We start from the raw sequence: 23,042 nt of genomic DNA on the forward strand, positions 1-23,042 counted from the left end.
CCCCTACTCCTGCGGATCGGCCGCAGGTCCCGAAGCGGTGTCCCCCTCAGGTTGTAGGACGGGGGCCTGCTCCACCTCCTGAGGGTGGACGAGCGGTGCCCGCACCCTGAGGGTTCACCCCTGAGGGACCCGTACGGCGGCGGCACGGCGGCCGCCGCACCGGCCCCGGGAGTGTCCTCACGAGACCCCGGGCGTCCGTTCCTCCCCGTCCGTCCCCAGGATCAGCCCCGAGGTGGGGACCCCGGTACCGGCGGTGACCAGGGTGCGGCGGGCCCCCCGTATCTGGTTCACGGACGTGCCGCGCAGTTGCCGTACGGCCTCCGCCACCCCGTTCATCCCGTGCAGATAGGCCTCCCCGAGCTGTCCCCCGTGGGTGTTCAGCGGCAGGCTCTCCGCGGCGACGAAGTCCGCGGCCTCGCCCGGTCCGCAGAACCCGAACTCCTCCAGCTGCATCAGCACGAACGGAGTGAAGTGGTCGTACAGGATCGCCACGTCGATGTCGGCGGGGGCCAGCCCGGAGGTCCGCCACAGCTGCCGCGCCACCACTCCCATCTCCGGCAGCCCGGTCAGGTCGTCCCGGTAGAAGCTCGTCATCTGCTCCTGCGCCCGGCCGGCGCCCTGGGCGGCCGCCGTGATCACTGCGGGCGGGTGCGGCAGGTCCCGGGCGCGCTCCACCGAGGTGACGACCAGCGCCTGACCACCGTCCGTCTCCTGGCAGCAGTCCAGCAGTCTCAGCGGCTCCACGATCCACCGCGAGGCGGCGTGGTCGGCGAGGGTGATCGGTCTGCCGTGGAAGTACGCCGCCGGGTTCGTCGCCGCGTACTTCCGGTCGACCACGGCCACCGGGCCGAAGGCGTCGGGTGTCAGCCCGTACGTGTGCAGATACCGCTGGGCCGCCATCGCCACCCAGGAGGCGGGGGTGAGCAGCCCGAACGGGAGGGCCCAGCCGAGCGCCACCCCCTCGGCCGACGGCTCCCGCTGCCGCACCCCGGCGCCGAATCTCCGTCCCGACCGCTCGTTGAACGCGCGGTAGCAGACCACCACCTCGGCCACGCCCGCCGCCACCGCGAGCGCCGCCTGCTGGACGGTCGCGCAGGCCGCCCCGCCCCCGTAGTGGACCCGCGAGAAGAAGGACAGCTCGCCGATCCCGGCCGCCTGGGCGACGGTGATCTCCGGGCTGGTGTCCATCGTGAACGTCACCATCCCGTCCACGTCCCCGGGTGTCAGGCCCGCGTCGGCGAGGGCCGCGCGCACCGCCTCCACGGCGAGCCGCAGCTCACTGCGCCCGGAGTCCTTGGAGAACTCGGTGGCCCCGATCCCGGCGATCGCCGCCCGTCCGCCGAGGCGGTCCCTCGTCCGTACGCTCATGCCGCGCCCCCGGGCGGGAGGGTGACCGTCACCGTCGCGGTCACATGTCTGCCGATGCCGTTCGCCCCGACGACCCGGACCGTCGCGGTGTCGCCGGAGACCTCCTCGACCGTGCCGGTCAACACCATCGTGTCGCCCGGGTAGTTGGGCGCTCCGAGCCGGACGGCGACCTTGCGCAGGACGGCGTGCGGTCCGAAGTGGTCCGTGATGTACCTGCCGACCAGGCCGTTGGTGGTCAGGATGTTCATGAAGATGTCGGGAGACCCCTTGCGCCGCGCCAGCTCCGCGTCGTGGTGCACGTCCTGGTAGTCCCGCGAGGCGAGGGCGCCGGCCACGATCAGCGTGCGCGTGATCTCGATCTCCAGCGGCGGCAGTTCGTCACCGGGCTTCGCGGTCGCCGGATCGCCACCGGGCTTCGCGATCGGCGCATCACCACCGGGCTTCGCGGTCGCCGGATCGCCACCGGGCTGCGTCGTCGGTGGATCGTCGGCGGCCTTCCCTGTCGGCGGATCGTCGGCGCGTCCCGTCCTCGGTACGTCCTCGGCGGCCGTCATGCCCCTCCCTCGCCGCTCACGAGCAACTCCCCCAGTTCCTGGAGCACTTCGTCCCCACAGCCCAGGTACGCGTCGAGCTGCCGGCCCCACAGGAAGTGCCGGTGCACGGGGTGCTCCAGATCGGCGCCGGTCCCCCCGTGCAGATGCTGGCCGCCGTGCACGACCCGCCGCCCCGCCTCGGAAGCCCACCAGGCCGCGGTCAGGGCGTGCGTCACGTGGGGCAGCCCCTCGTCGCGCCGCCAGGCCGCCTCGTACGCCGTCACCCGGATCGCCTCAGTGTCCATGTACGCGTCGGCCGCCCTGAGTTGCACCGCCTGCTGGGTGGCGAGCGGGCGCCCGAACTGCTCGCGCGTGTTCGTGTGCTCCACCGCGCGCGCCAGCGACCCCGCGCACACTCCGGCCTGCAGCCCGGCGAAGGCCGTCCGGGCGGTGGCCAGCACGTCCGCGTGGACGCCCTCGGCGTCCCCGCCCGGCTCCCGGCCCGCCCCCGCGCCCAGCCGCTCACCCGGCGTGCCGTCCAGGACGAGCCGTCCCGCCGACCAGGGGGCCGTCAGCTCGACCGGCTCGCACCGCGCGTCGGCGGTGCGCACCAGCCACAGCCGGCGCCGGTCGTCGGCGACGAGCGCGTGGGTGGCGTCCCGCAGCCAGGGCACCGCCGGGACGACACCGCGCAACCGCCCCTCGGCCGTCACGCGGACCGGCGACGGTGAGGAGACCGCGCCGCACACCACCACCGTCCCGTCCCCGATCCCGGGCAGCAGCCGCTCCCGCTGCTCCGGCGAACCGTGCGCCGCCACCGGCAGCAGTCCGTACGCGCAGCTCGCCGCGAACGGCACCTGGGCGGTGGTCCGCCCCTGTTCCTCCAGGATGAGCACCAGACCGAGGAGCCCGGTCTCCGCCACGGCGGCGATCAGCCCGGCCGCGCACAGCGCCTTCCACAGCTCGGCGTCGCTCCCGCTCCCGGCGGCGGCCAGCCGCTCGTGCGTGGCGAGGTCCCCGAAGATCCGGGCGGCCAGGTCGCGGGCCGCCGCCTGCTCCTCGGTGGGTGTGAAGTCCATGTCAGCGCCCGCCCCCCTCGGTGCCGTCCCCGGCCCGGAAGACCGGCAGGACCACCTCTTCGTCGTACCGCTCGAACTCCAGCCGCACCGGCATCCCGATCCGCACCTTGTCGTACGGCACCCCCGTCACGTTGCTCACGATCCGCACGCCCTCGGACAGCTCGATCAGGCCGACCGCGTAGGGAGGGTCGAAGGCCGGGAAGGGCGGGTGGTGCATGACGACGTACGAGTAGACGGTCCCCTCACCGCTCGCGCCGACGGTGTCCCACTCCAGGCAGCCGCAGGCACCGCACCCCGGCAGCCAGGGAAGACGCAGCGTCCCGCAGCCCGCGCACCGCTGGATCAGCAGCTCGTGCCGGCCCACGCCCTCCCAGAACCCGGCGTTGTCCCGGTTGACGACCGGCCGTGGCCGGGCGCTCGTCCGCCTGCCCCGCGCCGGGGCGTACTTGAGGATCCGGAAACGGTGCGTGCCGACGAGCTCGCCGGCCGACCGCACCTCCATCCGGGTCGTGACGAAGTACCCCGTGCCGAGCCGGGTCGTCTTGCGCTCGGAGACCGATTCGATGACGGTGTCGTAGGTGATCTCGTCCCCGGGCCGCAGCGGCCGCAGGTACTCCTGCTCGCAGTCGGTGGCGACCACCGAGGTGCAGCCCGCGTCGTCGAGCAGTCCGAGCAGGTCGTCGAACGGGCCCGGGCGCCTCACCTGCCCGGAGAGGCCCCCCATCGTCCACGCCTGGAGCATCGTGGGCGGGGCGATGGCGTCAGGTCCCTCGTACGCCGGACTGGTGTCGTCCATCGCCTCGCACCAGTGCCGGATCATCGGCCGGTTGACCGGGTCCCTGCCGACGCCCGCGACGGTCGCCACCCGGCCCTCGAACTCCTTGAACCGCGCCGCCTGCCCGGCCGGTCCGGCGCTCACCGCCGCCCCCTCGTCATCCCCAGCCGCATGGTCGCCACGATCTCCCGCTGCACCTCGCTCACCCCGCCCCCGAACGTGTTGATCTGCGCCGCTCTGTTCATCCGCTCCAGCTCGCCGTCCCCGAACACCCCCGGCGAACCGGAACGCACCAGCGCGTCGGCACCCACGATGTGCTGACATATGCGATACGTCTCGACCGCCGATTCCGTTCCCGCGACCTTCACGCCACTCGCGTCCCCGGGCGCCAGGCGGCCCGCCCCCACATCCGCCACCAGACGCCAGTTGAGCAGGCGCGATGCCGCCAGCCGCGCATGCGCCTCCGCCAGCCGCGCACGCACCCAGGGCTCGTCGGCCCGGCGCCGGCCCGTCACCGGATCGGGTGTACGCGCCGCCTCGAGCGCGGCCGTGTAGAAGTCCTCGGCCTGCATCCCGATCGCGGCGAGGGCGACGCGCTCGTGGTTGAGCTGGTTGGTGATCAGCCGCCAGCCGCCGTTCTCCTCGCCGACGAGACGGGAGGCGGGGACGCGGATGCCGTCGTAGTACGTGGCCGTGGTGGTCAGGCCGCCGACCGTCTCGATCGGCGTCCAGGAGAACCCCGGGGCGTCCGTGGGGACGAGGAGGATGGAGATGCCCCGGTGCCGGGGGGCGTGGGGGTCGGTGCGGCAGGCGAGCCAGATCCAGTCGGCGTGCTGGGCGTTGGAGGTGAAGATCTTCTGCCCGTGGACCAGGAAGTCCGTGCCGTCCCGCTCGGCGCGGGTGCGCAGCGCGGCGAGGTCCGTTCCGGCCGAGGGCTCCGAGTAGCCGATCGCGAAGACGAGATCACCGCTCAGGATGCGCGGCAGGAAGTACTCCTTCTGCTCCGCGCTGCCGTAGGCGATGAGCGTCGGGCCGACGGTGTTCAGCGTGACCATCGACACCGGCGCGCCGGCCCGGTACGCCTCGTCGAAGAACACGAACTGCTCGTCCGCGCCGCGCCCTTGTCCCCCGTACGCGGTCGGCCAGCCGATTCCGAGCAGTCCGTCGGCGCCGATGCGGCGCAGCAGCGCGCGCTGCCGGTCGGGCTCGTGGGCGGGCGGGGGCCCGTCGGGCATCAGGTCCCGGAAGTACGTGCGCAGCTCGGCGCGCAGCCGTCGCTGACGCTCGGTGGGGGCGAGGTGCACGGCGGCGGCCCTCCCGGACCTCGTACGGACAGGGGTTTCTGACTGTCCGTCAGATGAGGTGTGCTGTCAAGGTCGACGGAGGGGGCGGGCGCACGGCCGCCGGGAGCCGTCCGCCGGCCGCGCGTCGGACGGGCGCGGGCCGCGCGTCGGACGGGCCTCGGAAGCACCTCGGGCGCGCGCGGAACCCGCACGGGAACGCCGAAACGTCTGCGCGACGGCACCGAAGCACCGTCGCGCAGACGCGTCACGACCCCAGGAAGCACACCCCCCCCCCCGCGAGGGAGGCCGGACCGATGAGCTCGACAAGGGCTCATCGGTCCGGCGCTCACCAGAGCTTGGTGAAGTGGACGACGGTGGGCGACTGATTGATGGCTGTGAACGCTGAGCCGTTCACCTGCGCGGTATTGCTCTGGTTCGAGGCGCCGGAGCCCACCGCCTGCTGCTGTGTGGTCGAGGAGTTCCCGCTGTTGTCGCGCCCGACCCCGCTGCCACTGACGGTTGCCACGCCCGCGTTCGATCCGTTGTCCGAGATCGCGCCGTTGTCCGCAGCCGCGACGCCCGTGAACAGAGCGGCGGCGAGGGGCAGGGCCGAGACGGCGGCGAGAACGCGGGCGGTACGGATGGTTGCCATGTGAGTTCCTCCATGAACCGGATGTACGGACCGGCGGTGAGCCGGGTGGTACGTGGGATACGGCCTGCTCCGAGGTGGTCGGCCGACCGCCCCGGCGCTGTTCACGACGTCGCGAGTCCAGAGTTGCCCACCGAATCCCCGGCGAACCACCCCGGAAGCCGTGATTCCCCCTCAAGCGTGAGGACAAGTCGATAAACCCTCTTCACGACATCAAAGCCGCAGCTCAGCGGCTATCGGGCGGCTCGAAACCAGGCGCCGCACGGGCTGAAGCGTTTCGCCACATTTCCACCCCGGACCGCCCGAAGGCCTCACCGCGCGCTCCGGCGTCGGCGCACTCTTCCCTTTTTCGAACACTCGTACGAACATGGAGGCATGGCCACCATCGACCGGCAGGCCACGACCCTGGCCCTGGCCCATGCCCTGTCCGCCGCCGAGCGCGGTCTCGCGGTGATCCCGCTGTCCCGCACGAAACTCCCGGCCCTGCGCTCACCCCACCGCGACGACCCCGACCCGACGACCCCGCCCTGCCACGGCGAGTGCGGCCGCTTCGGGCACGGCGTCTACGACGCCTCCACCGACCCCCGACGCATCCGCGAGCTCTTCGCCGCCGCCCCCTGGTCCACCGGCTACGGCATCGCCTGCGGCCTCGACCCGCACCACCTCATCGGCATCGACCTCGACACCAAGGCCGGTACGGACTCCTCCACGGCCCTGCGCGAACTGGCCCTGCGCCACCTGTTCACCATCCCCGACACCGTCGTCGTCGTGACCCCGAGCGGCGGCCGCCACCTCTGGCTGACCGGGCCACCGGACGTGGTCGTCCCCAACTCGGCGAGCCGGCTGGCACCGGGCATCGACATCCGCGGCGCCGGCGGCTACCTGGTCGGCCCCGGCTCACGCACCGAGCACGGCGTGTACGGCACGGCTCCGGGCACCGCCCACCTCGCGCCCGCGCCCTGCCCCGGCGAACTCCTGCGCCTGCTCACGCCCCCACCCCGTACGCACCACCGCCCGCCTCCCGCGACCGGCCACCAGGGGCAGGGACTGATCCAGTTCGTCCTCGCCGCCCACGCCGGCCAGCGCAACACCCGGCTGTTCTGGGCCGCTTGCCGCGCCTACGAGAACGGCATCGGTCCCGACCTGACCCCCGCCCTCGTCGAGGCCGCCGTCCGCACCGGTCTCACCGCACGCGAGGCCCGCTCGACGATCGCGTCGGCGTCCCGGATGTCGCTCCGGCAGCCGGGGGCACCACAGAATTGAGGGGCGCCGCGGATCACGTCTTCCTAGGGTGCCGTCATGGCGCTGACCCGCATCACCCTCTCCTCGGGCCGTACGGTCCGGATGACGGCACTCCGGCTCTCCTCGACCTACGGCGGGATGCTGGAGGGCTACCCGTTCGCCCGCTGGAACGACCGCGTGGTCGACCGCGCGGTCCGGGGTGCCGGCGACGCCTTCCCCGGCACCCCGGTGCACCTCGTCGAACCCCTCCGGGACCGTCCGGACATGCCCCCCGGTGCCTTCGGCCCGGTCGAGAAGCTGCCCGCCGTGACCTGCGTCGGGACCTTCCGATCCGCCGCGATCGACCCCGCGCACGATCCGGTGCTGCACCGCTCCGCCCTCACCGTGGTGTGGTTCCGGGCCACCCCGGACGTCCCCTCGGACGAGAACACGGATCCCGCGCTGCTCGCCGTCCCCTGGGAGGAGGCGGCGCGGGACTTCGAGCTCTAGCCGCGCCCCGGGACGGCCCCCTCGGTTCCGGTCACGCGGGTCCGGTCACGCGGGTCACGTCACTCGGGTCCGGGGCCGGGGTCCATTCCTCGGCGAGGAGGCCGAGGACCACCATGTCGACGAAGGAGCCGTACACCCAGGCGGCGCGGCGCAGCGTGCCCTCGACACGGAACCCGGCTCCGGTCGCGGTCGCGATCATCGCGGTGTTGTCGGCGAGCGTCTCGATCTGGAGCCGCCGCATCCCCCGGACGGTGAACCCGTAGGCGCACAGCACCCGGACGACATCCCCCGCGAGCCCGCGCCCCCGGAATCCGGGGAGCAGGGAGATTCCCAGGTGAGCGGTCCGGTTGTGCGGGTCGATGCCCCACAACAGGGCCTCGCCGGCCAACTCCTGCGAAGCGAGTTCCACCACCGAGAAGTACGCCCTGTCGTCGGACGGCACGGCCGCCGCCGCGGGAGACTCCGCGGCGTCCGGCGGGAGTGGCCGCCAGGGACGGGAGTCGACGCGCGAGCGCGTCGCCACGTCGTCGTACAACTCGGCCTGGAAGACGGGCACATCACTGTCACGCCGCGCCCGCAGAGCGACCTTGTCACCTCGTATCACCCGTCATTGCTACCCCACGGGCCCCGATCGGACAACCGGGTCATCGGCGGGGGAGGTCCTCGACGGCGGGGACACCGACCCCGAATTGGGGGTCCCGGCCTGAACGTCCGCGTCCGTCCTCTCAACGGTCCGGGTGAATGGATTTCCCATCCACCCGGACCCTTGAATCAGTTGCGGTTGACGGTGACGCGACCGCTGTTGTTGTTATTGTTGTTGTTGTTATTGTTGTTGTTTGCGCCATTGTTGTTGTTATTGTTGTTGTTGACGTTGACGATGATCCGGAACCCGTCGCCGAAGAAGTCCCACAGGTCGTCGTAGCCGCCGTCGAAGTGCTCGTCGTCCTCGTCGCCCTTGAAGCCCGCACGGTCGTAGCCGGCGTCCTCGCCCTCCGCGCCGTCCTTGAAGTCCGCCCGGTCGTGGCCGGCGTCGGCACCCTCGTCGTCCTTGAAGTTCTTGAACTCCGCCCGGTCGTAGATGGCGTCGACGCCCTCGTCGTCCTTGAGGATCGCCCGGTCGTACAGGGCGTCGAGGCGCTCGTCGTCCGAGGTGACGGAGTAGCCGGCGCTCGGGCGGAAGGACTTGAGCGAGTCATGAGCCGCGGCGTGCGCCATGGGCGCTGACCAGAGACCTGCCACCCCGCCGCCGAGCACGATCAGGGCCGCGGCCCTCACGCCCGGGCGGGGGTGACGCGAGGGGGCGCCCTCGTCCTGGCGCCGGTTCCGCGTCACCTTGAGCTTCGGGAACATCTTGCGTCCTCTCTCCTCGCACGGGCGAGGGAACTGTCCGGTCGGTTCGAGGATGCAGACGTGGAGCCGCATCCAGACTCATCACACTTTCCGTGCGAGCTGCCTGCGATAACGGTTCGACCTGCGGAGTTACGCCAGACGCTGGCACGTCCGCGACCCGTGGCCCAGCGCCGATGGCGCCTCTGGAAATCAGGCGATAAAGTAATCGCCCACGCTTTGTTCTGACGGTCCGTCAGCTATTTCGACAGGCCGTTCCGTCCTGCCGAAACGGCCACGAGCGTTCGCCGGAGAATCCATCGCCGACCTGAATCAACCACCTACGGAACCGGGCAGGACCGGGCGCACACGGAAGGGGCGCCCCCGTTCCCGGGAGCGCCCCTTCCGACCTGCAACGTTTCTGACCTGCGCGGTGGGTGTGGGATTTGAACCCACGGTGACATCGCTGCCACGACGGTTTTCAAGACCTTTCGCCGATCACAGGCGGTGCGGTCTCCGCCGCAGGTCAGACGGGCACGAGAGCGCCAGAGGAGCCGTCGTCATCGTCGTCGTGCCCGCACGTGCCCCCGGCGCGTGATCGTGCCCGCTCAGCCAGGAGTCCGACGCTTCGGCCACCTGATCATCACGACCGGCGACCGGCCGGGCGTAATGCCGGGTGGTGACGCTCGCGTTCGAGTGCCCGAGCCGATGCGCGGCGGTCATAACGCCGTACCTGTCGGCGACCCACGTCCCGTGCGAAGCCCGGAGATCACGCGGGGTCACGTCGGTCAGTCCGGCCGCCAACACCGCGGGGTCGAAGTACGCCTTGCGCCACTGGTTGTAGCGCAGAGGCTTGCCCGCAGGCGTGGTGAACAGGAGCGCGTCATCCCCACCGGGAAGGGTCTCCAGGTACTTCCCGATCTTCTTCGCTAGGGCCGGGCCGACACGGATGAGCCGCTTCTGATGGGACTTCGGGGTGTCGAAGACGAGCTTGCCGTTCGCTTCGGCGAGGTTCTCATCCACGAGGACGAAGCCGCCGGACACGTCGATGTCGACGCGCCGGAGGGCGAAGGCCTCACCGACGCGCAGGCCCGCGTACGCGAGAAGCGCGATCAGCAGGTCATGGGGCTTGGCCGCGCTCCGCACCACCCGGGACGCTTCGAGCGGGGTCAGGATGTGCGGCTCAGTCTCGGGCATCCGCGGGAGCTTCACGCCCCGGCATGGCGTCACCTGGATCATGTCGTTGTCGACGGCAGACTGCATGACCTGGGAGAGCACCCGGTATGCCTGCCGGATGCGGGACGCGCTGAGCCCCTTGGTCCGCATCGAGCCCCCGCCCGATGGGCGGGGGAGGGGCCCCGCCGAAAGCCACGGCCCGCAGAATCCGGCAGGCCTCAGCCGTGGCGCACTTGAGAGAAGACAACACCACCGCAGCCCCCTCACTGGAGCCGCATCTCCTCCCCCACGCCCCGCCGACCTGAGCGACGCCACCCCGTCCCCGGATCAGGGTCCACGGCTTCGCGGAACCGGGCCGGGGGACTCTTGGCCTTCGGCCATCCGGAGTGCTGGCCCCACGGCTTTCCAGCCGCCGCTACGGAGATCCCACCCCACCAGCCCGCACCGCGGGCCGGCGAGGGGCTCGGGGACTCGGGGCTGCGCTCCTGCCTTCGGCCCGCGCCGCCCCGGCCCCCGGCCCCGCGCCACTCACAATCGCCTCGGGGTGATCACCGTTCCACGCTCCGGCACGCCACGGGCCGATACACCGGACCGAGCCCGATACCTCAGCCCGCCCCGCACACCAGGCCCCACCCGGACAGGCAGCATCGAGCGGCCGGCGAGCATGGCCCCGCGTGTACACCCGACAAGACGCGTTGTGATCAAAAAGCAGGTACGCCACGGCTGAGGCCTGCCGGACACCACAGGCCGCGGAGAGGCGAGGCGAGGGGAGATGTGGCGATTGAACCCGCACCTCAGAGCAAGCCTCCGGCGGGGGCGCTCCGACTCCGGGATGGACGGGGCGCCGTACGCGGGTGCCGGCCCGTAGAGGGCGAGCGTGGGAGGTGCTTCCATCCCATCAGCCATCGACCCAGGCAGTGCCGATCAGACGCGGCCCCTGGCGTCCAGGTCGTTCGTACAGTGGAGCGCTCCACCTGGACGCCATGAACCACGCCCGCTCCACGGTGTGTGGGCCGACGGCGGACGGGATGAGAGCAGAGGAAAGTGGTGGTTCCTGTCGGAGCCAGACCCGCGAGTCATTCGGGAACCTCAACGTGAGCGTGGATGAGCGGCTAACGACGCCTTTCCGGTACGGCGTTGCGTGACTTAGGCTCGTCCCCTCTGGATCACTGGGGAATGATCCCAAGGGGGGGACTCATGAACTACTTGATCGGCCTTCTCTTGATCGTTTTCGGGGCGCCGCTCGTCGGCATTACCGGCCGGGTGATCGAAAACTCCGGGCGCGAGGGCGTCGGCAAGACGATCTCCATTGGCGGGTACCTCGCGGTGCTGGGGCTTGCTGCCTGGCTGATCATCGGCAGTCTCTGACATCCGCATACGCCGTCTTCCGAACTAGTGCTCTAGGCCGGAGGGAAGACCGCGCTCGTCAAGACTGCGTGCGGCGGCTGACACCAGCGGCTGACACCAACAAGCGCGAACAGCTGCGATCGGCGCCGAACCCCAGTGGACGATCGGCCGAGGCTCAGGCCTGGTTCGCCGACGTCGACAGTCCCAGTGATCGACCTGATAAAGATGAGGCCACATGGTCGAACTCTTTGGCCGGGGCGCGTTCGGCTACCACCACCAGTCGCCACCATCTGCGAGCGAGCGCTGCAAGTAGTCTTCCAACTCCCGTGCAGCCCACAGCCGACTGTCGGTCTCGTGGTCCCAGACGAAGATGTCCGGACGCTCGGGCGTCAGCACGAAGGCGAACTGGTCACCACCGCCGTTGTCGCCGAAGAACAGCAGCGGATCAAAGGGCATGTACAGCCCCGGGAACGTATCAGGAGCCCAGAACAGCAGGTTCTGTTCCACGATCCGATCCAAAGACCAGACGACGTCCTTCGCGTAGGCGCCGACTACCCCGTCGGTCTCCACTAGCAGAGCTGCCAACTGGGCCGGCAGGTCTCGGCCGAGCCGCTGCTCCGCCGCAGCGAGAGCGGTCCTGTCCACAGGCGGTCGAAACGTCACGCCGGGTCGAGCCCCGGTAGCGGTTTCTTTCCACACAAGCACAGCCTATTGATCGCTTCCAGCCCCAAGCGACCGGCTGACGTGCCCGGTAAACCTCAGCGACCCTCCCGCCCATAGTTCGCATCGAGGGGCCGCGGGGCGTGCCACTTCCGTGCCAGAACGGACGGGGAATCACGGGGAATCACGGGGAATCGAGGTTCGCCGGGGTGTGTACCGCCCCGCGCTGCCCAAGGCAGGGATTCCCAGGTCGAGCCGGTGATCGCCCCACCTCGCTCCTAAAGCGGTGGTCGGCCAGCAAGGCAGGTGGCTGCTTGATGCGCTCACCAGCAGCTCGGCAGCCCGGTCGTGCCGGTCTGGGACAATTTGAACACGCACGTCAGCCGCGTCATGCGCCGGCTGATCGACGCCCGATTATGGCTGACCGTCTACCAGTTGCCGCCATACGCTCCGGAGTTCAACCCGGTCGAAGGCGTGTGGTCGCACCTGAAACGGTCGCTGGCCAACCTCACCAAACACAGCCTCGACGAGCTCACCGTACTGGTGAAAACCCGGCTCAAACAGATGCAGTACGGACCCGGCCTCATCGATGGCCTCATCGCCAAAACCGTCCTCAACCTCCAACCGCCGCATCCCCAGGCGTTAAAGATCTCTACAGGGCGCTAGGGGGCAGCAAGTGCGGGGCGCGGTTGCCAAGGATGCCGAAGATCAGCTCCTTCGCCAGGCCGCGCAGTTCCGCCAGGAAGGCGGCATCGACTTGGCCCTCCCTGGCCCAGATGCCGGCGAGGGACTCGGCGCAGGCCTGGGCCAGGTCGCTGCTGAAGTCGCCGTCCCGGATGGCCCGGATCAAGGCCGCCTCGACGAACGGACCAGAGAGGAACTCCAGACACCACGCAGCCTCCTCCTGCTCGTCCTCGCGCACCGTGGGGTCTTCGATGAGGCGTACGAGCAGAACCGCGCGCTCCTCGTCCGGGATCTCCGGATCGCTCCACACCGGGCCCGGCGACGAGACCGCTGCCGAGTCCTCTGCCCCACTGCGGTGCCGCTCCTTCCTGAGCAGCCTTGCCAGCCAGTTCCTCATCTGGAACAGATCCTCGATTCCGTCCACAATTGCCCTCGCCGATCCCGCTGCCGGCCACAGCCCGACCTGCCCGCCGAAGGAGCTGGCCCTGGCGCCGTAGCCCGCGCTCGCAAGCCGGCCCGCCAGGCTCGCCCCGTCGTGCACGGCCGCCTGCGTGCGCTGGGCCGCTCGGCGGCGTCGCCACATCGTAGATGTCGTATGCGACAGCTGTGGCGAGCAGCAGCCTGCCACCGATGGCGGTCGACCTTGCCAAATCGATGGCTCCACGCGGCGCCCACGGCCCGCCCAAGAGGATGTGCTCCTTCGTAACCTCAGCCGTTAAAGATCTCTAGAGCTTCCGTCGCAGCCGAATCAGTGCACCCCTTGCATACTTCTCAAGGTCAGCGGCGTAGCGGGACTGCTTAGCAACAGTGCTCATCATCCGCTCAGCGCTATCTATGTCGCTGGCAACCTCCCCCACCAACAAACCGGCTTGAGCGTGAACGACTGTGAGCTTGCTGCTCAACTCTTGGTCGCGAACCAGGTGTTTCAGCTCATCGACACGGGCACGAGTCTCCTCTAGACCAGAAGCCGTCATCCAAGTCGCGTTGCGATAGCCAAGTTCTGCATCGTGGGCAACATCGATAACCTTCGCCAACAGCCCAACGAGTTCCTCCGGCGGACCGTATCTCCGGCGCCGATTCTGCTGATGCTGACTCCACGCCGCCCAGAGTCCTGCCGGACCTCCGATTGCCCCTACGATTCCGCCGGCCGCGCTCAGCCAGTCAGTCAGTCGCATCAGACATGCACTATCCCCCACCCAGTCCCGTGCCCCTGCCGTGCCCGATCAACCGGTATCCGACGGGGAACCACGGTGGTTGACGGACAGTGCACATGAGAACGGCCCCGACCGATACACCTGGTCAGGGGCCGTTCAGCTGCGGTGGGTGTGGGATTTGAACCCACGGTGACATCGCTGCCACGACGGTTTTCAAGACCGTTCCCTTAGGCCGCTCGGGCAACCCACCTACGCCCCGGCCCACCTGGGACGGAGCGGGTACAGCGTACCGGCTCCGTGCCTTTCGCCGCGGCCGTGGTTCCACACGGGGTCCACCGGCGCCCGCCTGTCGCACTGGCCGCGCGGCGCGGTGGGTCCGTCAGTTCGTGGGGCGGGGCAGTACGGCGAGGGCGGTGCGGGCGATGTCCGTCAGCGTCCCTTCGTCCGCTCCGGCCTTGCCCAGCGCTTCGATGCCGCGCAGTACGGCGAGCACCAGCCCGGCCAGTTGTCCGGGGTCCGCGTCCGGGTCGAGGTCGCCGTTGCGCTGGCAGGCGGCGATGTCGTCCTCCAGCAACGCACGGAGCGCTTCGATGGCTGTGTGCGCCCGCTGGGCCACCGTCTTGTCGTGTTCGGCCAGTTCGGCGGTCCCCTTGGCCAGGAGGCATCCGCGCTGGGCGGTGTCCGCGGCGGTGGCCGCCGCCACCGCGTGGACGTGGGCGGACAGCCGCGCGTACGCGCTCTCGTCGTCGCCGCGCAGCTGCTGGGCCGTGGCGTCGACGACGGCGACGCAGTACTCGTCGAACACGCGGTGGAACAGCTCCTGCTTGCCGCCGAACGCGCCGTACAGGCTGCCCTTGCCGAGACCCGTCGCCGCGGCGATGTCGTCCATGCGCGTGGCCGCGTACCCACCCGCCCAGAACTGCTCCCGGGCAGTGGCCATCACCTGCTGCTCATCGAACTTCCGAGGTCGCGCCATGACGCCAAGCCTACGCTTATTTGACTCATTCGTCCATAACGATTAGCTTTGCGGACGAGTGGAGGATCGGGGACGGGGCCCGGAAATCCGAGACCCCGGGAGAGGACGCCCCCTCGTCCGAGTGACCTACCTCACGGGAACCGCCCCGGTGTGTCCGACAGGTACCTGCGTGAAGCAATCCTTGCGAGCTCGTCTGCGAGCCGGCGATCCAGAGGCCTTCCGCCAGCTGTTCCAGGAACTGGGCCAGGCGATCTACGCGCACGCCTACAGAGCCACGGGCGACTGGTCGGCGGCCGAGGACGCGGTGTCACTGACGTTCCTGGAAGTGTGGCGCCTGCGGGAGCGGCTGGAGGAGGGCGACGAGAGCGTCCGTCCCTGGGTCTACGGCATCGCCACCAACGTCCTGCGCAACCGCGGACGCGCGGCGCGCAAACACCAGCAGACCCTGGCCCGGTTCCCGGCGCCGGAGACCGTGCCGGATTTCTCCGACGAGGTCGCTGAACGCATCGACGACGGTGAAAGACTCGTGGCCGCCAGAGCGGCGGTGGCCAGGCTGCGCCGTGGGGACCGCGACGTCTTCATGCTGTGCGTCTGGTCCGACCTCGGCTACGCCGCGGCGGCCGAGGCCCTGGGGATCCCGGTCGGCACCGTGCGCTCCCGGCTGTCGCGAGCGCGAGCCCGTCTGCTCAGACTGACGGAGCAGGAACTGAGACGCGCGAAAAAGAGAGTGGAACCCCCCTCGGACAACCGACAGATACGGGGCGACCGCACACCCGCGGTCCGGTCGATACAGGAGAAAGCCCGATGAACGCTCCGAAGCATGGTGAAGCCGTCGAGCGCCAGGAGCTGTCCCACCTGCTGCCGCGCCCCGGCACGCCTGGTCTCTCTCCCGCCCGGTCTCAACGTCTCGAGGAATATCTGATGCAGGAAGTCACCCGGACCGGCACGCAGACGCAGCCGTCTCCCGCAGCCAGGCGTGGTGTGCCGCGCTGGAGCCTGATCGCGGCGCCGGTCGCGGCCCTGGCGGTCGCCGCGGCCGTCGCCGTCAACGTCACCGGCTCCGGCTCGGCCCCCGCCGACGACAGTGTGGCCATGGCGTCGGTCATCACCGTGCAGCCGGCCTCGGCCCACGGCGCCGGCGCCTTCCTGAGCCAGGTCGCGGACGCGGCCGGCAAGCAGAAGACCCCGGTCGTCGGCGCCCACCAGTTCATCTACGTCAAGAGCAAGGTCGGCTTCACCCACCAGGTCAAGCAGCGCACCATCGGCGGTCCCGCCAAGCTCGACGCCGTCCACCAGCGCCAGGTGTGGCTGGCCGCCGACCCCTCCAGGAACGGCCTCATCCACGAGGGCGGCCAGGACATCACCATCCACAACAGCGGCGCCGGCGTGGTCGACCCCGACGGGGCGTCCGAGCCCCCCAGGCCCGGCACCGTCCCGCAGATCGCCTCGTTGTCCACCGACCCCGACGCGCTGCTGAAGCAGATCTACTCCGCCACCCGCGGCCAGGCCCCCGGCAAGGACGCGGCCGCCTTCAACTGGGTCGGCGAGACCGTGTCCGAGTCGATCGTGCCCGGTGACGTGGCCTCCGCGATCTGGCGGGCCGCCGCGAAGATCCCTGGCGTCGTGCTCGTCAAGGACTCCACCGACGCGGCCGGCCGGCACGGCGAGGCCATCGCCCACGTCTCGAACGGCGAGCGCACCGAGTACATCTTCGACCGCGACACCCACCTGTTCCTCGGCGAGCGCAGCTACCTCGTCAAGGACACCCCCGAGGGCAAGGCCGGCATGCTGACCGGCACCAGCGCGGTCCTCTCCCGCGCCGTCGTGAACAAGGCCGGCGACCTGCCCGCGGGCACCCGCGCCTGACCCCCGCACCACCCCACCGCCCGGCTGCTGACCCTCACTCAGGAGCCGGGCGGACCCGTCCCCCACCGGCGCCATCGTGTCGTCCGGATCAAGGCGGGACGGCTCCACGCCGAAGGGGTGCCCCTCACATGAGAGGCACCCCTTCGGTGGTGGGTGGCGCGGGGAGAGGACCGACCGGTCAGCTGTCGCCGTCGCGCTGGCCCAGGGTGACGTCGGTGGTGCGGACCTTGCCGTCGCGCGTGAACGTGAGCTTGACGGTGTCGCCGGGCTGGTGGGTCCAGATCTCGCCGATGAGGGTCGGACCGCTGTCGATCACCTGGTCGTCCAGCTTGGTGATGACGTCGCCGGGCTTGAGGCCGGCCTTGTCGGCGGGGCCGCCGGAGGTCACCGCCGCGGAGCCGCTCGCGCCCTGTTCGGTGATCTTCGCGCCGCTGGTGCCCTCTTCGAGGGAGACGGACGCGCCGATCACCGGGTAGACCGGCTTGCCGGTCTTGATGAGCTGCTGGGCGACGTGCTTCGCCTGGTTGATCGGGATCGCGAAGCCGAGACCGATGGAACCGGACTGGCTGGTGCCGCCCAGGCCGCCGCCGCTCGTCGACTGGATCGCGGAGTTGATACCGATGACGGAGCCCTGGGCGTCCAGGAGCGGGCCGCCGGAGTTGCCCGGGTTGATCGAGGCGTCGGTCTGCAGGGCGCTCATGTACGAGGCCTTGCTGCTGGAGCTGCCGTCGCTGGAGGCCACCGGACGGTTCTTGGCGCTGATGATGCCGGTGGTCACCGTGTTGGACAGGCCGAAGGGGGCGCCGATGGCGATCGTCGAGTCGCCGACGGCCACCTTGTCGGAGTTGCCGAGGGCGAGCGGCTGGAGGTCGGACGGCGCGTTCTTCAGCTTGATGACCGCGACGTCGTAACCCTGCGCGTGGCCGACCACCTCGGCGTTGTACTTCTTGCCGTCGGGGAAGGTCGCGGTGAGCTTGCCGCCGTCGACCGCGTCCGCGACGACGTGGTTGTTGGTGAGGATGTGGCCCTGCTTGTCGAAGACGAAGCCCGTGCCGGTGCCGCCCTCGCCGTTGGTGCTCTCGGCCTCGATGGTGACGGTGCTCGGCAGCGCCCTGGCCGCCACGCCCGCGACCGTGCCCGAGGCACGCTTGACGTCGCCGCTGTTGCTCGGGGCGGAGACCGTCGTCGAGCCGGTGGAGTTGTCGTTGCCCCTGGCCAGGGAGTAGCCGATACCGCCGCCGACCCCGCCCGCGACGAGCGCGGCCACCAGGATCGCGGCGACCAGGCCGCCACGGCCGTTCTTCGGCTTCGGCGCGGGCTGCCCGTAGGTGGAACCCCACCCACCGCCGCCCGAGCCGCCACCGTCCGCGTACGCGGGGGTGGCGGGCGGCGGAGGCGGCCAGCCCGCCTCGGCCGCGGGAACGGCCCCGGGGGCTCCGTAGCCCGGCGCTCCGGGAGTGCCCGCGCCGTGCCCGTACGGGTCAGGCGTCCCGGCACCCGTCGACGCGTACGCCGGTGTCTGCTCCGGTGCGCCGGGGGCGCTTGGAGGCACCGACGGGATCTGAGCGGTCGGCGCGCCCCCTTCGGGCGCAGCGTTCTGCGCGGAAGCAGCGGGAGTTTCCACCGGCACGGGAGGTGCGGACGGGGCCGGGGGTACTGCGGTGCCCTCGTTCTCGGTGCTCACAGCTCTTCTCCTCGATCCACGGCTGTTGTTCTCGGTCGCACTCGGTCACGCTCGCTCATGCTTGTCGACGGGTCCGGCGCGATGCAGCTGTGCTGGTGTGCATGTGCTTTTTGTACGCCGTCAGCTTTTCCCACAGGACGTCAGAGCACCATAAGCGGTGGCTGTGGGTCCAGGTCTATTCTTTACATAGGTCTTTTCTGGCGCAATGGGTTCATTTGTGGCGTATCCGACCCGACGGACACCCCGCGGCGGTGGCACCATGACGCGGTGACCCACGCACGACAGCACCCGATCCAGGTCGTCGCCCATCGCGGAGCCTCAGAAGAGGCGCCCGAGCACACCCTGGCCGCTTACAAGAAGGCGATCGAGGACGGTGCCGACGCCCTCGAGTGCGATGTACGGCTGACCGCGGACGGACACCTCGTCTGCGTCCACGACCGTCGCGTCAACCGTACGTCCAACGGCCGCGGCGCGGTCTCCGCCCTGGAGCTCGCCGAACTGGCCGCACTGGACTTCGGCGCCTGGAGGAACCGCGACGAGTCCCCCGACTGGGAGTACGGCCCCGGGGACCCCGAGGACACCTCCGTCCTCACCCTGGAGCGGCTGCTCGAACTCGTCGCGGACGCCGGCCGCCGCGTGGAGCTGGCCATCGAGACCAAGCACCCCACACGCTGGGCGGGACAGGTCGAGGACCGGCTGCTGCTGCTTCTGAAGCGCTTCGGGCTGGACTCCCCGGAGAACGCCGCGACCTCGCCCGTCCGTGTGATGAGCTTCTCGGCCCGCTCCCTGCACCGCGTCCGGGCCGCGTCCCCGACCATGCCGACGGTCTATCTGCTGCAGTTCGTCTCACCCCGGCTGCGCGACGGACGGCTGCCGGCGGGTGTCCGGATCGCGGGCCCCTCGATGCGGATCGTACGCAGCCACCCCGGCTACATCGAACGGCTGAAACGCGCCGGGCACCAGGTGCACGTCTGGACGGTGAACGAGCCCGAGGACGTCGACCTCTGCGTTGAGCTGGGCATTGACGCCATCATCACCAACCGTCCGCGCGCGGTGCTGCGCCAGCTCGGCCGCTGACCTCGCGCGCACCACTCCGGAAGCCCCTGCCCGAACCTCCCAGAACACCGTCGAAATCCGGCCACGCAGTGACAGGGAGTGCACCGGCGCGTTCGTTCCGTATTCGATCGTTACGAGTGCGTCAGCAGACGTGGATTGGCCGGTTTCCGGTCCAGTCCGGTGGGGCATCCACACCGTGGCGTGGGGCAAAGGAGGTCTCGGGGGTGGCGTTGGTGGTGGCACGGGAAGTGCCCACGTCGTCGAGCATGGCCGTTCCCCATGGCCCTGCGGGCGTGGGGAAGGCAAGACGTCGGATGCGGGATCAACTGCGTACGGACGGGATGGCGGAATCGGTCGTCGACGACGCCGTACTGATCCTTTCCGAACTGCTGAGCAATGCGTGCCGGCACGGCAGGCCGCTCGGCGACGCCCTGTCGGGGGACGGAGACGTGCGGGCCGCGTGGCGCGTGGACGCGTCCGGAAGGCTCACCGTCGAGGTGACGGACGGCGGTGGTCCCACCCGGCCGGTTCCGGCCACCCCCTCGGTCACGGCACACGGCGGCCGCGGTCTGAACATCATCACGGCACTCGCGAAGGACTGGGGTGTCCGCGACGACGCCCGCGGGGAGGTCACGGTGTGGGTCGTCGTCCAGGAGGACGTCACCGACGCGACCGGCGGGCACCGGCGCGACGACTTCGCTACGCGCGTCGCGTCACCGACCGTGTCCGCCCTACCCGAACTGGACTTCGCGGACGCCTTCGACGACCTCGACTGAAACCCCGGCGCGCGGAAGGACCCCGTGCGTTGTCCACAGGGTCCCTTCGGCCGTCGCACGAACGGCTAGGCTCGCGCCCGTACGAGTCGAGCCGTGATCGGGAGACACCCACGATGGCCAAGAAGCGACCCCAGACGAAGGCCCAGCGGCCTCAGCCGCGAGACGGGGAGATCCCGGTTGTCGGCGCTCGCGAACCCTGCCCCTGCGGCAGCGGCCGCCGCTACAAGGCCTGCCACGGCCGGGCGGCCGCGCACGCGGTGACCGAACTGGTGCAGCGCCCCTTCGAGGGCCTGCCCAGCGAGGGCGACTGGGTCGCGCTGCGCGAACTGGTGCCCGCCGCGACCGTCGAGCTGAAGCTCAGGGAGAGCCTCCCCGAGGACGTCCCGTCGGTGACGCTCGCCACCGTCCTGCCGATGGCCTGGCCCGCGCTGCGCCGCGACGACGGCTCGGTCCTGCTCGGCCTGCAGAACGACACGGCCTCCGGTGACATCAGCCGCGACCTCGCCGACACCCTGCGGCGCGCCCTCACGGCGGAGCCCGGCACCCCGGTCCCGGGCCGCCGCGCCCCGGCCGACGGCCCTCGGCTGCAGGAACTGCTCGACCCCGAAGGCGCCTTCGAGCCAGTTGTGCACACGGGCTTCGAGTTCTGGGTCCCGGACGCGGAGAACTCGACACCGGACGTGGCCGCCTCCCTGGAGCGGGCCAACGCCGCGGCCGTCCCCACCGTGAAGCTCGCCGGCGTCGACTCCGCGTACTGGTGCGAGACGCCGGACAAGAACCACCTGCGCTGGGTCATGCCGCATCCCGAGGAACAGCTTCTGGACGCGCTCGCGCGGCTGCACGCGGCAGGCCGGTCGAGCCTCGGCGAGGGCACCCGGCTGGTCGGCTCCTTCCGCGCGCACGGGCTCACGGTGCCGGTCTGGGATCTGCCGAGCGGCGTCACGGCCGACGACGTCGAGAAGCCGGCGGCCGAGTTCGCCGAGCGACTGGCGGCCGCCCTGGCCTCGGACGCCCCGCTCACCGCGGAGGAGCGCCGGGCACGCGGCGGCCTCACCAACCGGCAGGTCACGCTGAGCTGATCCCCGGTCGCGGCACTGACCGACCGGTCAGCTGGTCCAGGCCCTTGAGCACAGGTGACTCCTGTCACAACTCCCGGTTGTGGCAGCGGAATCCGTGTCCGAATAGCCGAGATCGAATTTGCGAACCGCCGATCTCTTGTTACCGTTCGAGTAGCCCGGTTGCTGGTGCATCCCCCGTCGCCAGCAACCGGGTCTTTTTCATGCCCGCCATCCCGCTACGGCGTCAACGGCCTTGCCACAGAGGCAAGTTGCTACGAACCCGCGCTGCTCCCCGAGCGCAGCAGCAGCGGCCCGTCCCCGGCGTCCCGCGCGAACTCCGCGACCGCCGTGTACGCCCCCGGCCCGCCCGCCGTGCGCTGCCTGGGCGTCTCGCACGCCCCCGGATCGTCCTCCGCGTCCACCACGCACCTCATCTGCACGCTGCGGCCGGCCGGCCCCATGAGACTCAGTTCGGAGCTCAGCTCGTCGCCGGTCGCGTTGCGGTAGTAGGTCCGCGCCCACGTGTCCTTCCCCTGGGTCAGGACACAGGTCTGCGCCTCGATGCCGTCCGGCGAGGAGAGTTCGGGGCCGCACCGGGCGGCGGTGACCAGGCCGAGGCCGAGCAGCCGGGGCGCTTTCGTGGGGACGTTCCCGAAGCCGGGGGCGCGCCCCTTCTCGTCGACGCGCCCGGCGGCGCCGACGACCGCGGGACCCTCGTCCCCGACGGACCCCGCGGACGCCACGGTCAGCGGCAGAGCGACGAGGAACGCCACGACACCGGTCAGCGCCCCCAGACGGACGCTCCGGGGGCCCGGCCCGCCGCGCAGCGGCAAGGGATCTCTGTGTCGGCCAAGATGACGCTGCATACCGCGGAAGATAACGAGCCGGGGTGGGCGCGCGGCTCACCGCGCGCCGGAGCACCCTACAACTCGGGCGCGCTCACACCCGTACGAGTGAGCGCCTCCACCACGGCGTCCACCACGGCCTCCACCCCGGGCACCCAGGGCGCGGCCGAGCCGGGCAGCGGGGCCCGCTCCCAGCTGATCCGTCCCTGGCCGGTCTCGGACGGGGGCAGCGCGATGTAGCCGCCCTCGCCGTGGAAGCGCAGGGAACCCGGTACGAAGTCCTTGGCGTAGAGCAGCTCGCCGAGCTGCTCCATGGAGTACGGCGCGACGAGGATCGCCCACCGCGTGGGGGCCGCGACGACCGGGCCGAGGCGCATGCCCGCGCGGTCGAGCGCGTCGAGCGCGCGCGCCGCCGCGGGGGCGGGCAGGCTCACCGCGCAGGGCGCCCTGCCGCCGGTGGCCAGCACGATGGGTGCCGACGGCCGGTTGGTCCACCACCAGCGCACCATGCGCTCGTCGGCGGTGGCCGCGAGGAGGCCGGGGTCGAAGGGGTGGGCACCGGGCACCGTGCACTCCGGGTCCGGGCAGCCGCAGCGGGCACGCCCCTGCGGATCCGGTGCCACACCGGGGAGTACGGGCCAGCGCCAATCGGCCGCGAAGGTCAGGGCCGCGCTGAGCATCTCAGGCCTCCCGTCGTTCCGCCTGGACAGGAGCCTGCGTCGCCTTCCGAGGATCTCGCGCATGAGCGCTCGTTCCTTTCCGTTGCACGCCTGGCAACACCGTGGATCACATCACGTCATGTGTCGATCACTTCACTGTGCGTACCTGCTGGCGCATCACACCCCTGCACGCGGCAAGGGGAACCCCTCTGGGCCGAGCATTGGCTGCGTCCGCGTCCGTACCGGGTCTGTCTGAAGCACGGGCATGGCGTGGGGTGGCGGCGCCTGGCGTTTTGCTGTCGCGCGTATTGCTTGCCGCCTCCGCCACGGGAGGATGGGGCACGGTCATCGGTAGTT

At 70.7% G+C, this 23,042-nt stretch carries 25 protein-coding genes and 1 tRNA gene; 9 read left to right on the forward strand and 17 right to left on the reverse strand.

The window, feature by feature from the left end; all coding sequences use genetic code 11:
* Positions 1-177: 177 nt before the first annotated feature.
* The 6 genes from ACFV2J_RS07120 to ACFV2J_RS07145 all read right to left on the reverse strand — a co-directional run bounded on the left by ACFV2J_RS07120 (position 178) and on the right by ACFV2J_RS07145 (position 5,690).
* A complete protein-coding gene (locus tag ACFV2J_RS07120; protein WP_385090311.1) occupies positions 178-1,368 on the reverse strand; it encodes a lipid-transfer protein in 1,191 nt (396 codons plus the stop codon).
* On the reverse strand, positions 1,365-1,790 hold the full coding sequence (locus ACFV2J_RS07125) for a MaoC family dehydratase (RefSeq protein WP_385090320.1): 426 nt from the start codon (positions 1,788-1,790) through the stop codon (positions 1,365-1,367). The genes ACFV2J_RS07120 and ACFV2J_RS07125 overlap by 4 nt, the downstream gene beginning before the upstream one ends.
* Positions 1,791-1,918: 128 nt before the next feature.
* Positions 1,919-2,980, reverse strand: coding sequence for an acyl-CoA dehydrogenase family protein (locus ACFV2J_RS07130; protein WP_385090314.1), 1,062 nt, complete (start codon positions 2,978-2,980; stop codon positions 1,919-1,921).
* A 1-nt stretch (position 2,981) separates the two neighbouring features.
* Complete coding sequence (locus ACFV2J_RS07135; protein ID WP_385437634.1) at positions 2,982-3,899, reverse strand: bifunctional MaoC family dehydratase N-terminal/OB-fold nucleic acid binding domain-containing protein; 918 nt, start codon at positions 3,897-3,899, stop codon at positions 2,982-2,984.
* Entirely contained in the window at positions 3,896-5,059 is a 1,164-nt protein-coding gene (locus ACFV2J_RS07140) for an acyl-CoA dehydrogenase family protein (RefSeq protein ID WP_385098283.1), read from the reverse strand. The genes ACFV2J_RS07135 and ACFV2J_RS07140 overlap by 4 nt, the downstream gene beginning before the upstream one ends.
* A gap of 325 nt (positions 5,060-5,384) precedes the next feature.
* Positions 5,385-5,690 (reverse strand): hypothetical protein, encoded by a 306-nt coding sequence (locus tag ACFV2J_RS07145; RefSeq protein WP_385083103.1) that lies wholly within the window; start codon positions 5,688-5,690, stop codon positions 5,385-5,387.
* A gap of 372 nt (positions 5,691-6,062) precedes the next feature.
* Between ACFV2J_RS07145 and ACFV2J_RS07150 the strand changes: the two genes are divergently transcribed.
* Complete coding sequence (locus ACFV2J_RS07150; RefSeq protein WP_385083104.1) at positions 6,063-6,950, forward strand: bifunctional DNA primase/polymerase; 888 nt, start codon at positions 6,063-6,065, stop codon at positions 6,948-6,950.
* A gap of 36 nt (positions 6,951-6,986) precedes the next feature.
* The gene (locus tag ACFV2J_RS07155; RefSeq protein ID WP_385083106.1) at positions 6,987-7,418 is read left to right on the forward strand and encodes a hypothetical protein; all 432 of its coding nucleotides are present in this window, start codon (positions 6,987-6,989) and stop codon (positions 7,416-7,418) included.
* 31 nt (positions 7,419-7,449) lie between these two features.
* Here the strand turns inward: ACFV2J_RS07155 and ACFV2J_RS07160 are convergent, their stop codons facing one another.
* The 3 genes from ACFV2J_RS07160 to ACFV2J_RS07170 all read right to left on the reverse strand — a co-directional run bounded on the left by ACFV2J_RS07160 (position 7,450) and on the right by ACFV2J_RS07170 (position 10,070).
* Complete coding sequence (locus tag ACFV2J_RS07160) at positions 7,450-8,022, reverse strand: GNAT family N-acetyltransferase (RefSeq protein ID WP_385083107.1); 573 nt, start codon at positions 8,020-8,022, stop codon at positions 7,450-7,452.
* A 167-nt stretch (positions 8,023-8,189) separates the two neighbouring features.
* A complete protein-coding gene (locus ACFV2J_RS07165; protein ID WP_385083109.1) occupies positions 8,190-8,768 on the reverse strand; it encodes a hypothetical protein in 579 nt (192 codons plus the stop codon).
* 474 nt (positions 8,769-9,242) lie between these two features.
* Positions 9,243-10,070 carry a tyrosine-type recombinase/integrase gene (locus ACFV2J_RS07170; protein WP_385083111.1) on the reverse strand — a complete coding sequence of 276 codons (828 nt, stop codon included), beginning with the start codon at positions 10,068-10,070 and terminating at the stop codon, positions 9,243-9,245.
* A 1,047-nt stretch (positions 10,071-11,117) separates the two neighbouring features.
* Here ACFV2J_RS07170 and ACFV2J_RS07175 point away from each other — a divergent pair.
* On the forward strand, positions 11,118-11,288 hold the full coding sequence (locus tag ACFV2J_RS07175) for a hypothetical protein (RefSeq protein ID WP_385083112.1): 171 nt from the start codon (positions 11,118-11,120) through the stop codon (positions 11,286-11,288).
* A 246-nt stretch (positions 11,289-11,534) separates the two neighbouring features.
* Here ACFV2J_RS07175 and ACFV2J_RS07180 read toward each other — a convergent pair whose 3' ends face one another.
* Positions 11,535-11,912: an SMI1/KNR4 family protein gene (locus tag ACFV2J_RS07180; RefSeq protein ID WP_385083114.1), complete on the reverse strand. Its 378-nt coding sequence runs from the start codon at positions 11,910-11,912 to the stop codon at positions 11,535-11,537.
* A gap of 363 nt (positions 11,913-12,275) precedes the next feature.
* On the opposite strand from ACFV2J_RS07180, the gene ACFV2J_RS07185 reads away from it, so the two are divergent.
* Positions 12,276-12,593, forward strand: coding sequence for a transposase (locus ACFV2J_RS07185; RefSeq protein WP_385083115.1), 318 nt, complete (start codon positions 12,276-12,278; stop codon positions 12,591-12,593).
* On the opposite strand, the gene ACFV2J_RS07190 is transcribed toward ACFV2J_RS07185, so the two are convergent.
* From ACFV2J_RS07190 to ACFV2J_RS07205, 4 genes are all read right to left on the reverse strand, one after another.
* Positions 12,580-13,008, reverse strand: coding sequence for a hypothetical protein (locus tag ACFV2J_RS07190; RefSeq protein ID WP_385437639.1), 429 nt, complete (start codon positions 13,006-13,008; stop codon positions 12,580-12,582). The two genes, ACFV2J_RS07185 and ACFV2J_RS07190, sit on opposite strands and share 14 nt — an antisense overlap.
* Positions 13,009-13,336: 328 nt before the next feature.
* Positions 13,337-13,645 carry a hypothetical protein gene (locus ACFV2J_RS07195; RefSeq protein ID WP_385083118.1) on the reverse strand — a complete coding sequence of 103 codons (309 nt, stop codon included), beginning with the start codon at positions 13,643-13,645 and terminating at the stop codon, positions 13,337-13,339.
* A gap of 283 nt (positions 13,646-13,928) precedes the next feature.
* Positions 13,929-14,015 (reverse strand) — tRNA-Ser (locus ACFV2J_RS07200).
* Between the two features lie 129 nt (positions 14,016-14,144).
* Positions 14,145-14,741: a TetR/AcrR family transcriptional regulator gene (locus ACFV2J_RS07205; protein WP_385083120.1), complete on the reverse strand. Its 597-nt coding sequence runs from the start codon at positions 14,739-14,741 to the stop codon at positions 14,145-14,147.
* A gap of 169 nt (positions 14,742-14,910) precedes the next feature.
* Here ACFV2J_RS07205 and ACFV2J_RS07210 point away from each other — a divergent pair, with 169 nt between their 5' ends.
* Both ACFV2J_RS07210 and ACFV2J_RS07215 read left to right on the forward strand, forming a co-directional pair.
* The gene (locus ACFV2J_RS07210) at positions 14,911-15,549 is read left to right on the forward strand and encodes an RNA polymerase sigma factor (protein WP_385083122.1); all 639 of its coding nucleotides are present in this window, start codon (positions 14,911-14,913) and stop codon (positions 15,547-15,549) included.
* Positions 15,546-16,607 carry a CU044_5270 family protein gene (locus ACFV2J_RS07215; protein WP_385083123.1) on the forward strand — a complete coding sequence of 354 codons (1,062 nt, stop codon included), beginning with the start codon at positions 15,546-15,548 and terminating at the stop codon, positions 16,605-16,607. The genes ACFV2J_RS07210 and ACFV2J_RS07215 overlap by 4 nt, the downstream gene beginning before the upstream one ends.
* A gap of 178 nt (positions 16,608-16,785) precedes the next feature.
* On the opposite strand, the gene ACFV2J_RS07220 is transcribed toward ACFV2J_RS07215, so the two are convergent.
* Positions 16,786-18,291 (reverse strand): trypsin-like peptidase domain-containing protein, encoded by a 1,506-nt coding sequence (locus ACFV2J_RS07220; RefSeq protein WP_385083124.1) that lies wholly within the window; start codon positions 18,289-18,291, stop codon positions 16,786-16,788.
* A 267-nt stretch (positions 18,292-18,558) separates the two neighbouring features.
* On the opposite strand from ACFV2J_RS07220, the gene ACFV2J_RS07225 reads away from it, so the two are divergent.
* The 3 genes from ACFV2J_RS07225 to ACFV2J_RS07235 all read left to right on the forward strand — a co-directional run bounded on the left by ACFV2J_RS07225 (position 18,559) and on the right by ACFV2J_RS07235 (position 21,202).
* Positions 18,559-19,368 (forward strand): glycerophosphodiester phosphodiesterase, encoded by an 810-nt coding sequence (locus ACFV2J_RS07225; RefSeq protein ID WP_385083125.1) that lies wholly within the window; start codon positions 18,559-18,561, stop codon positions 19,366-19,368.
* 116 nt (positions 19,369-19,484) lie between these two features.
* Positions 19,485-20,123: an ATP-binding protein gene (locus ACFV2J_RS07230; protein ID WP_385083127.1), complete on the forward strand. Its 639-nt coding sequence runs from the start codon at positions 19,485-19,487 to the stop codon at positions 20,121-20,123.
* A gap of 113 nt (positions 20,124-20,236) precedes the next feature.
* Complete coding sequence (locus ACFV2J_RS07235; RefSeq protein ID WP_385437644.1) at positions 20,237-21,202, forward strand: DUF5926 family protein; 966 nt, start codon at positions 20,237-20,239, stop codon at positions 21,200-21,202.
* Between the two features lie 251 nt (positions 21,203-21,453).
* On the opposite strand, the gene ACFV2J_RS07240 is transcribed toward ACFV2J_RS07235, so the two are convergent.
* A complete protein-coding gene (locus ACFV2J_RS07240; protein ID WP_385083129.1) occupies positions 21,454-22,047 on the reverse strand; it encodes a hypothetical protein in 594 nt (197 codons plus the stop codon).
* A 56-nt stretch (positions 22,048-22,103) separates the two neighbouring features.
* Positions 22,104-22,769 carry a bifunctional DNA primase/polymerase gene (locus ACFV2J_RS07245; protein ID WP_385083131.1) on the reverse strand — a complete coding sequence of 222 codons (666 nt, stop codon included), beginning with the start codon at positions 22,767-22,769 and terminating at the stop codon, positions 22,104-22,106.
* Positions 22,770-23,042: the final 273 nt, after the last annotated feature.

This window comes from Streptomyces sp. NPDC059668 (assembly GCF_042734135.1).
Lineage (GTDB): Bacteria > Actinomycetota > Actinomycetes > Streptomycetales > Streptomycetaceae > Streptomyces.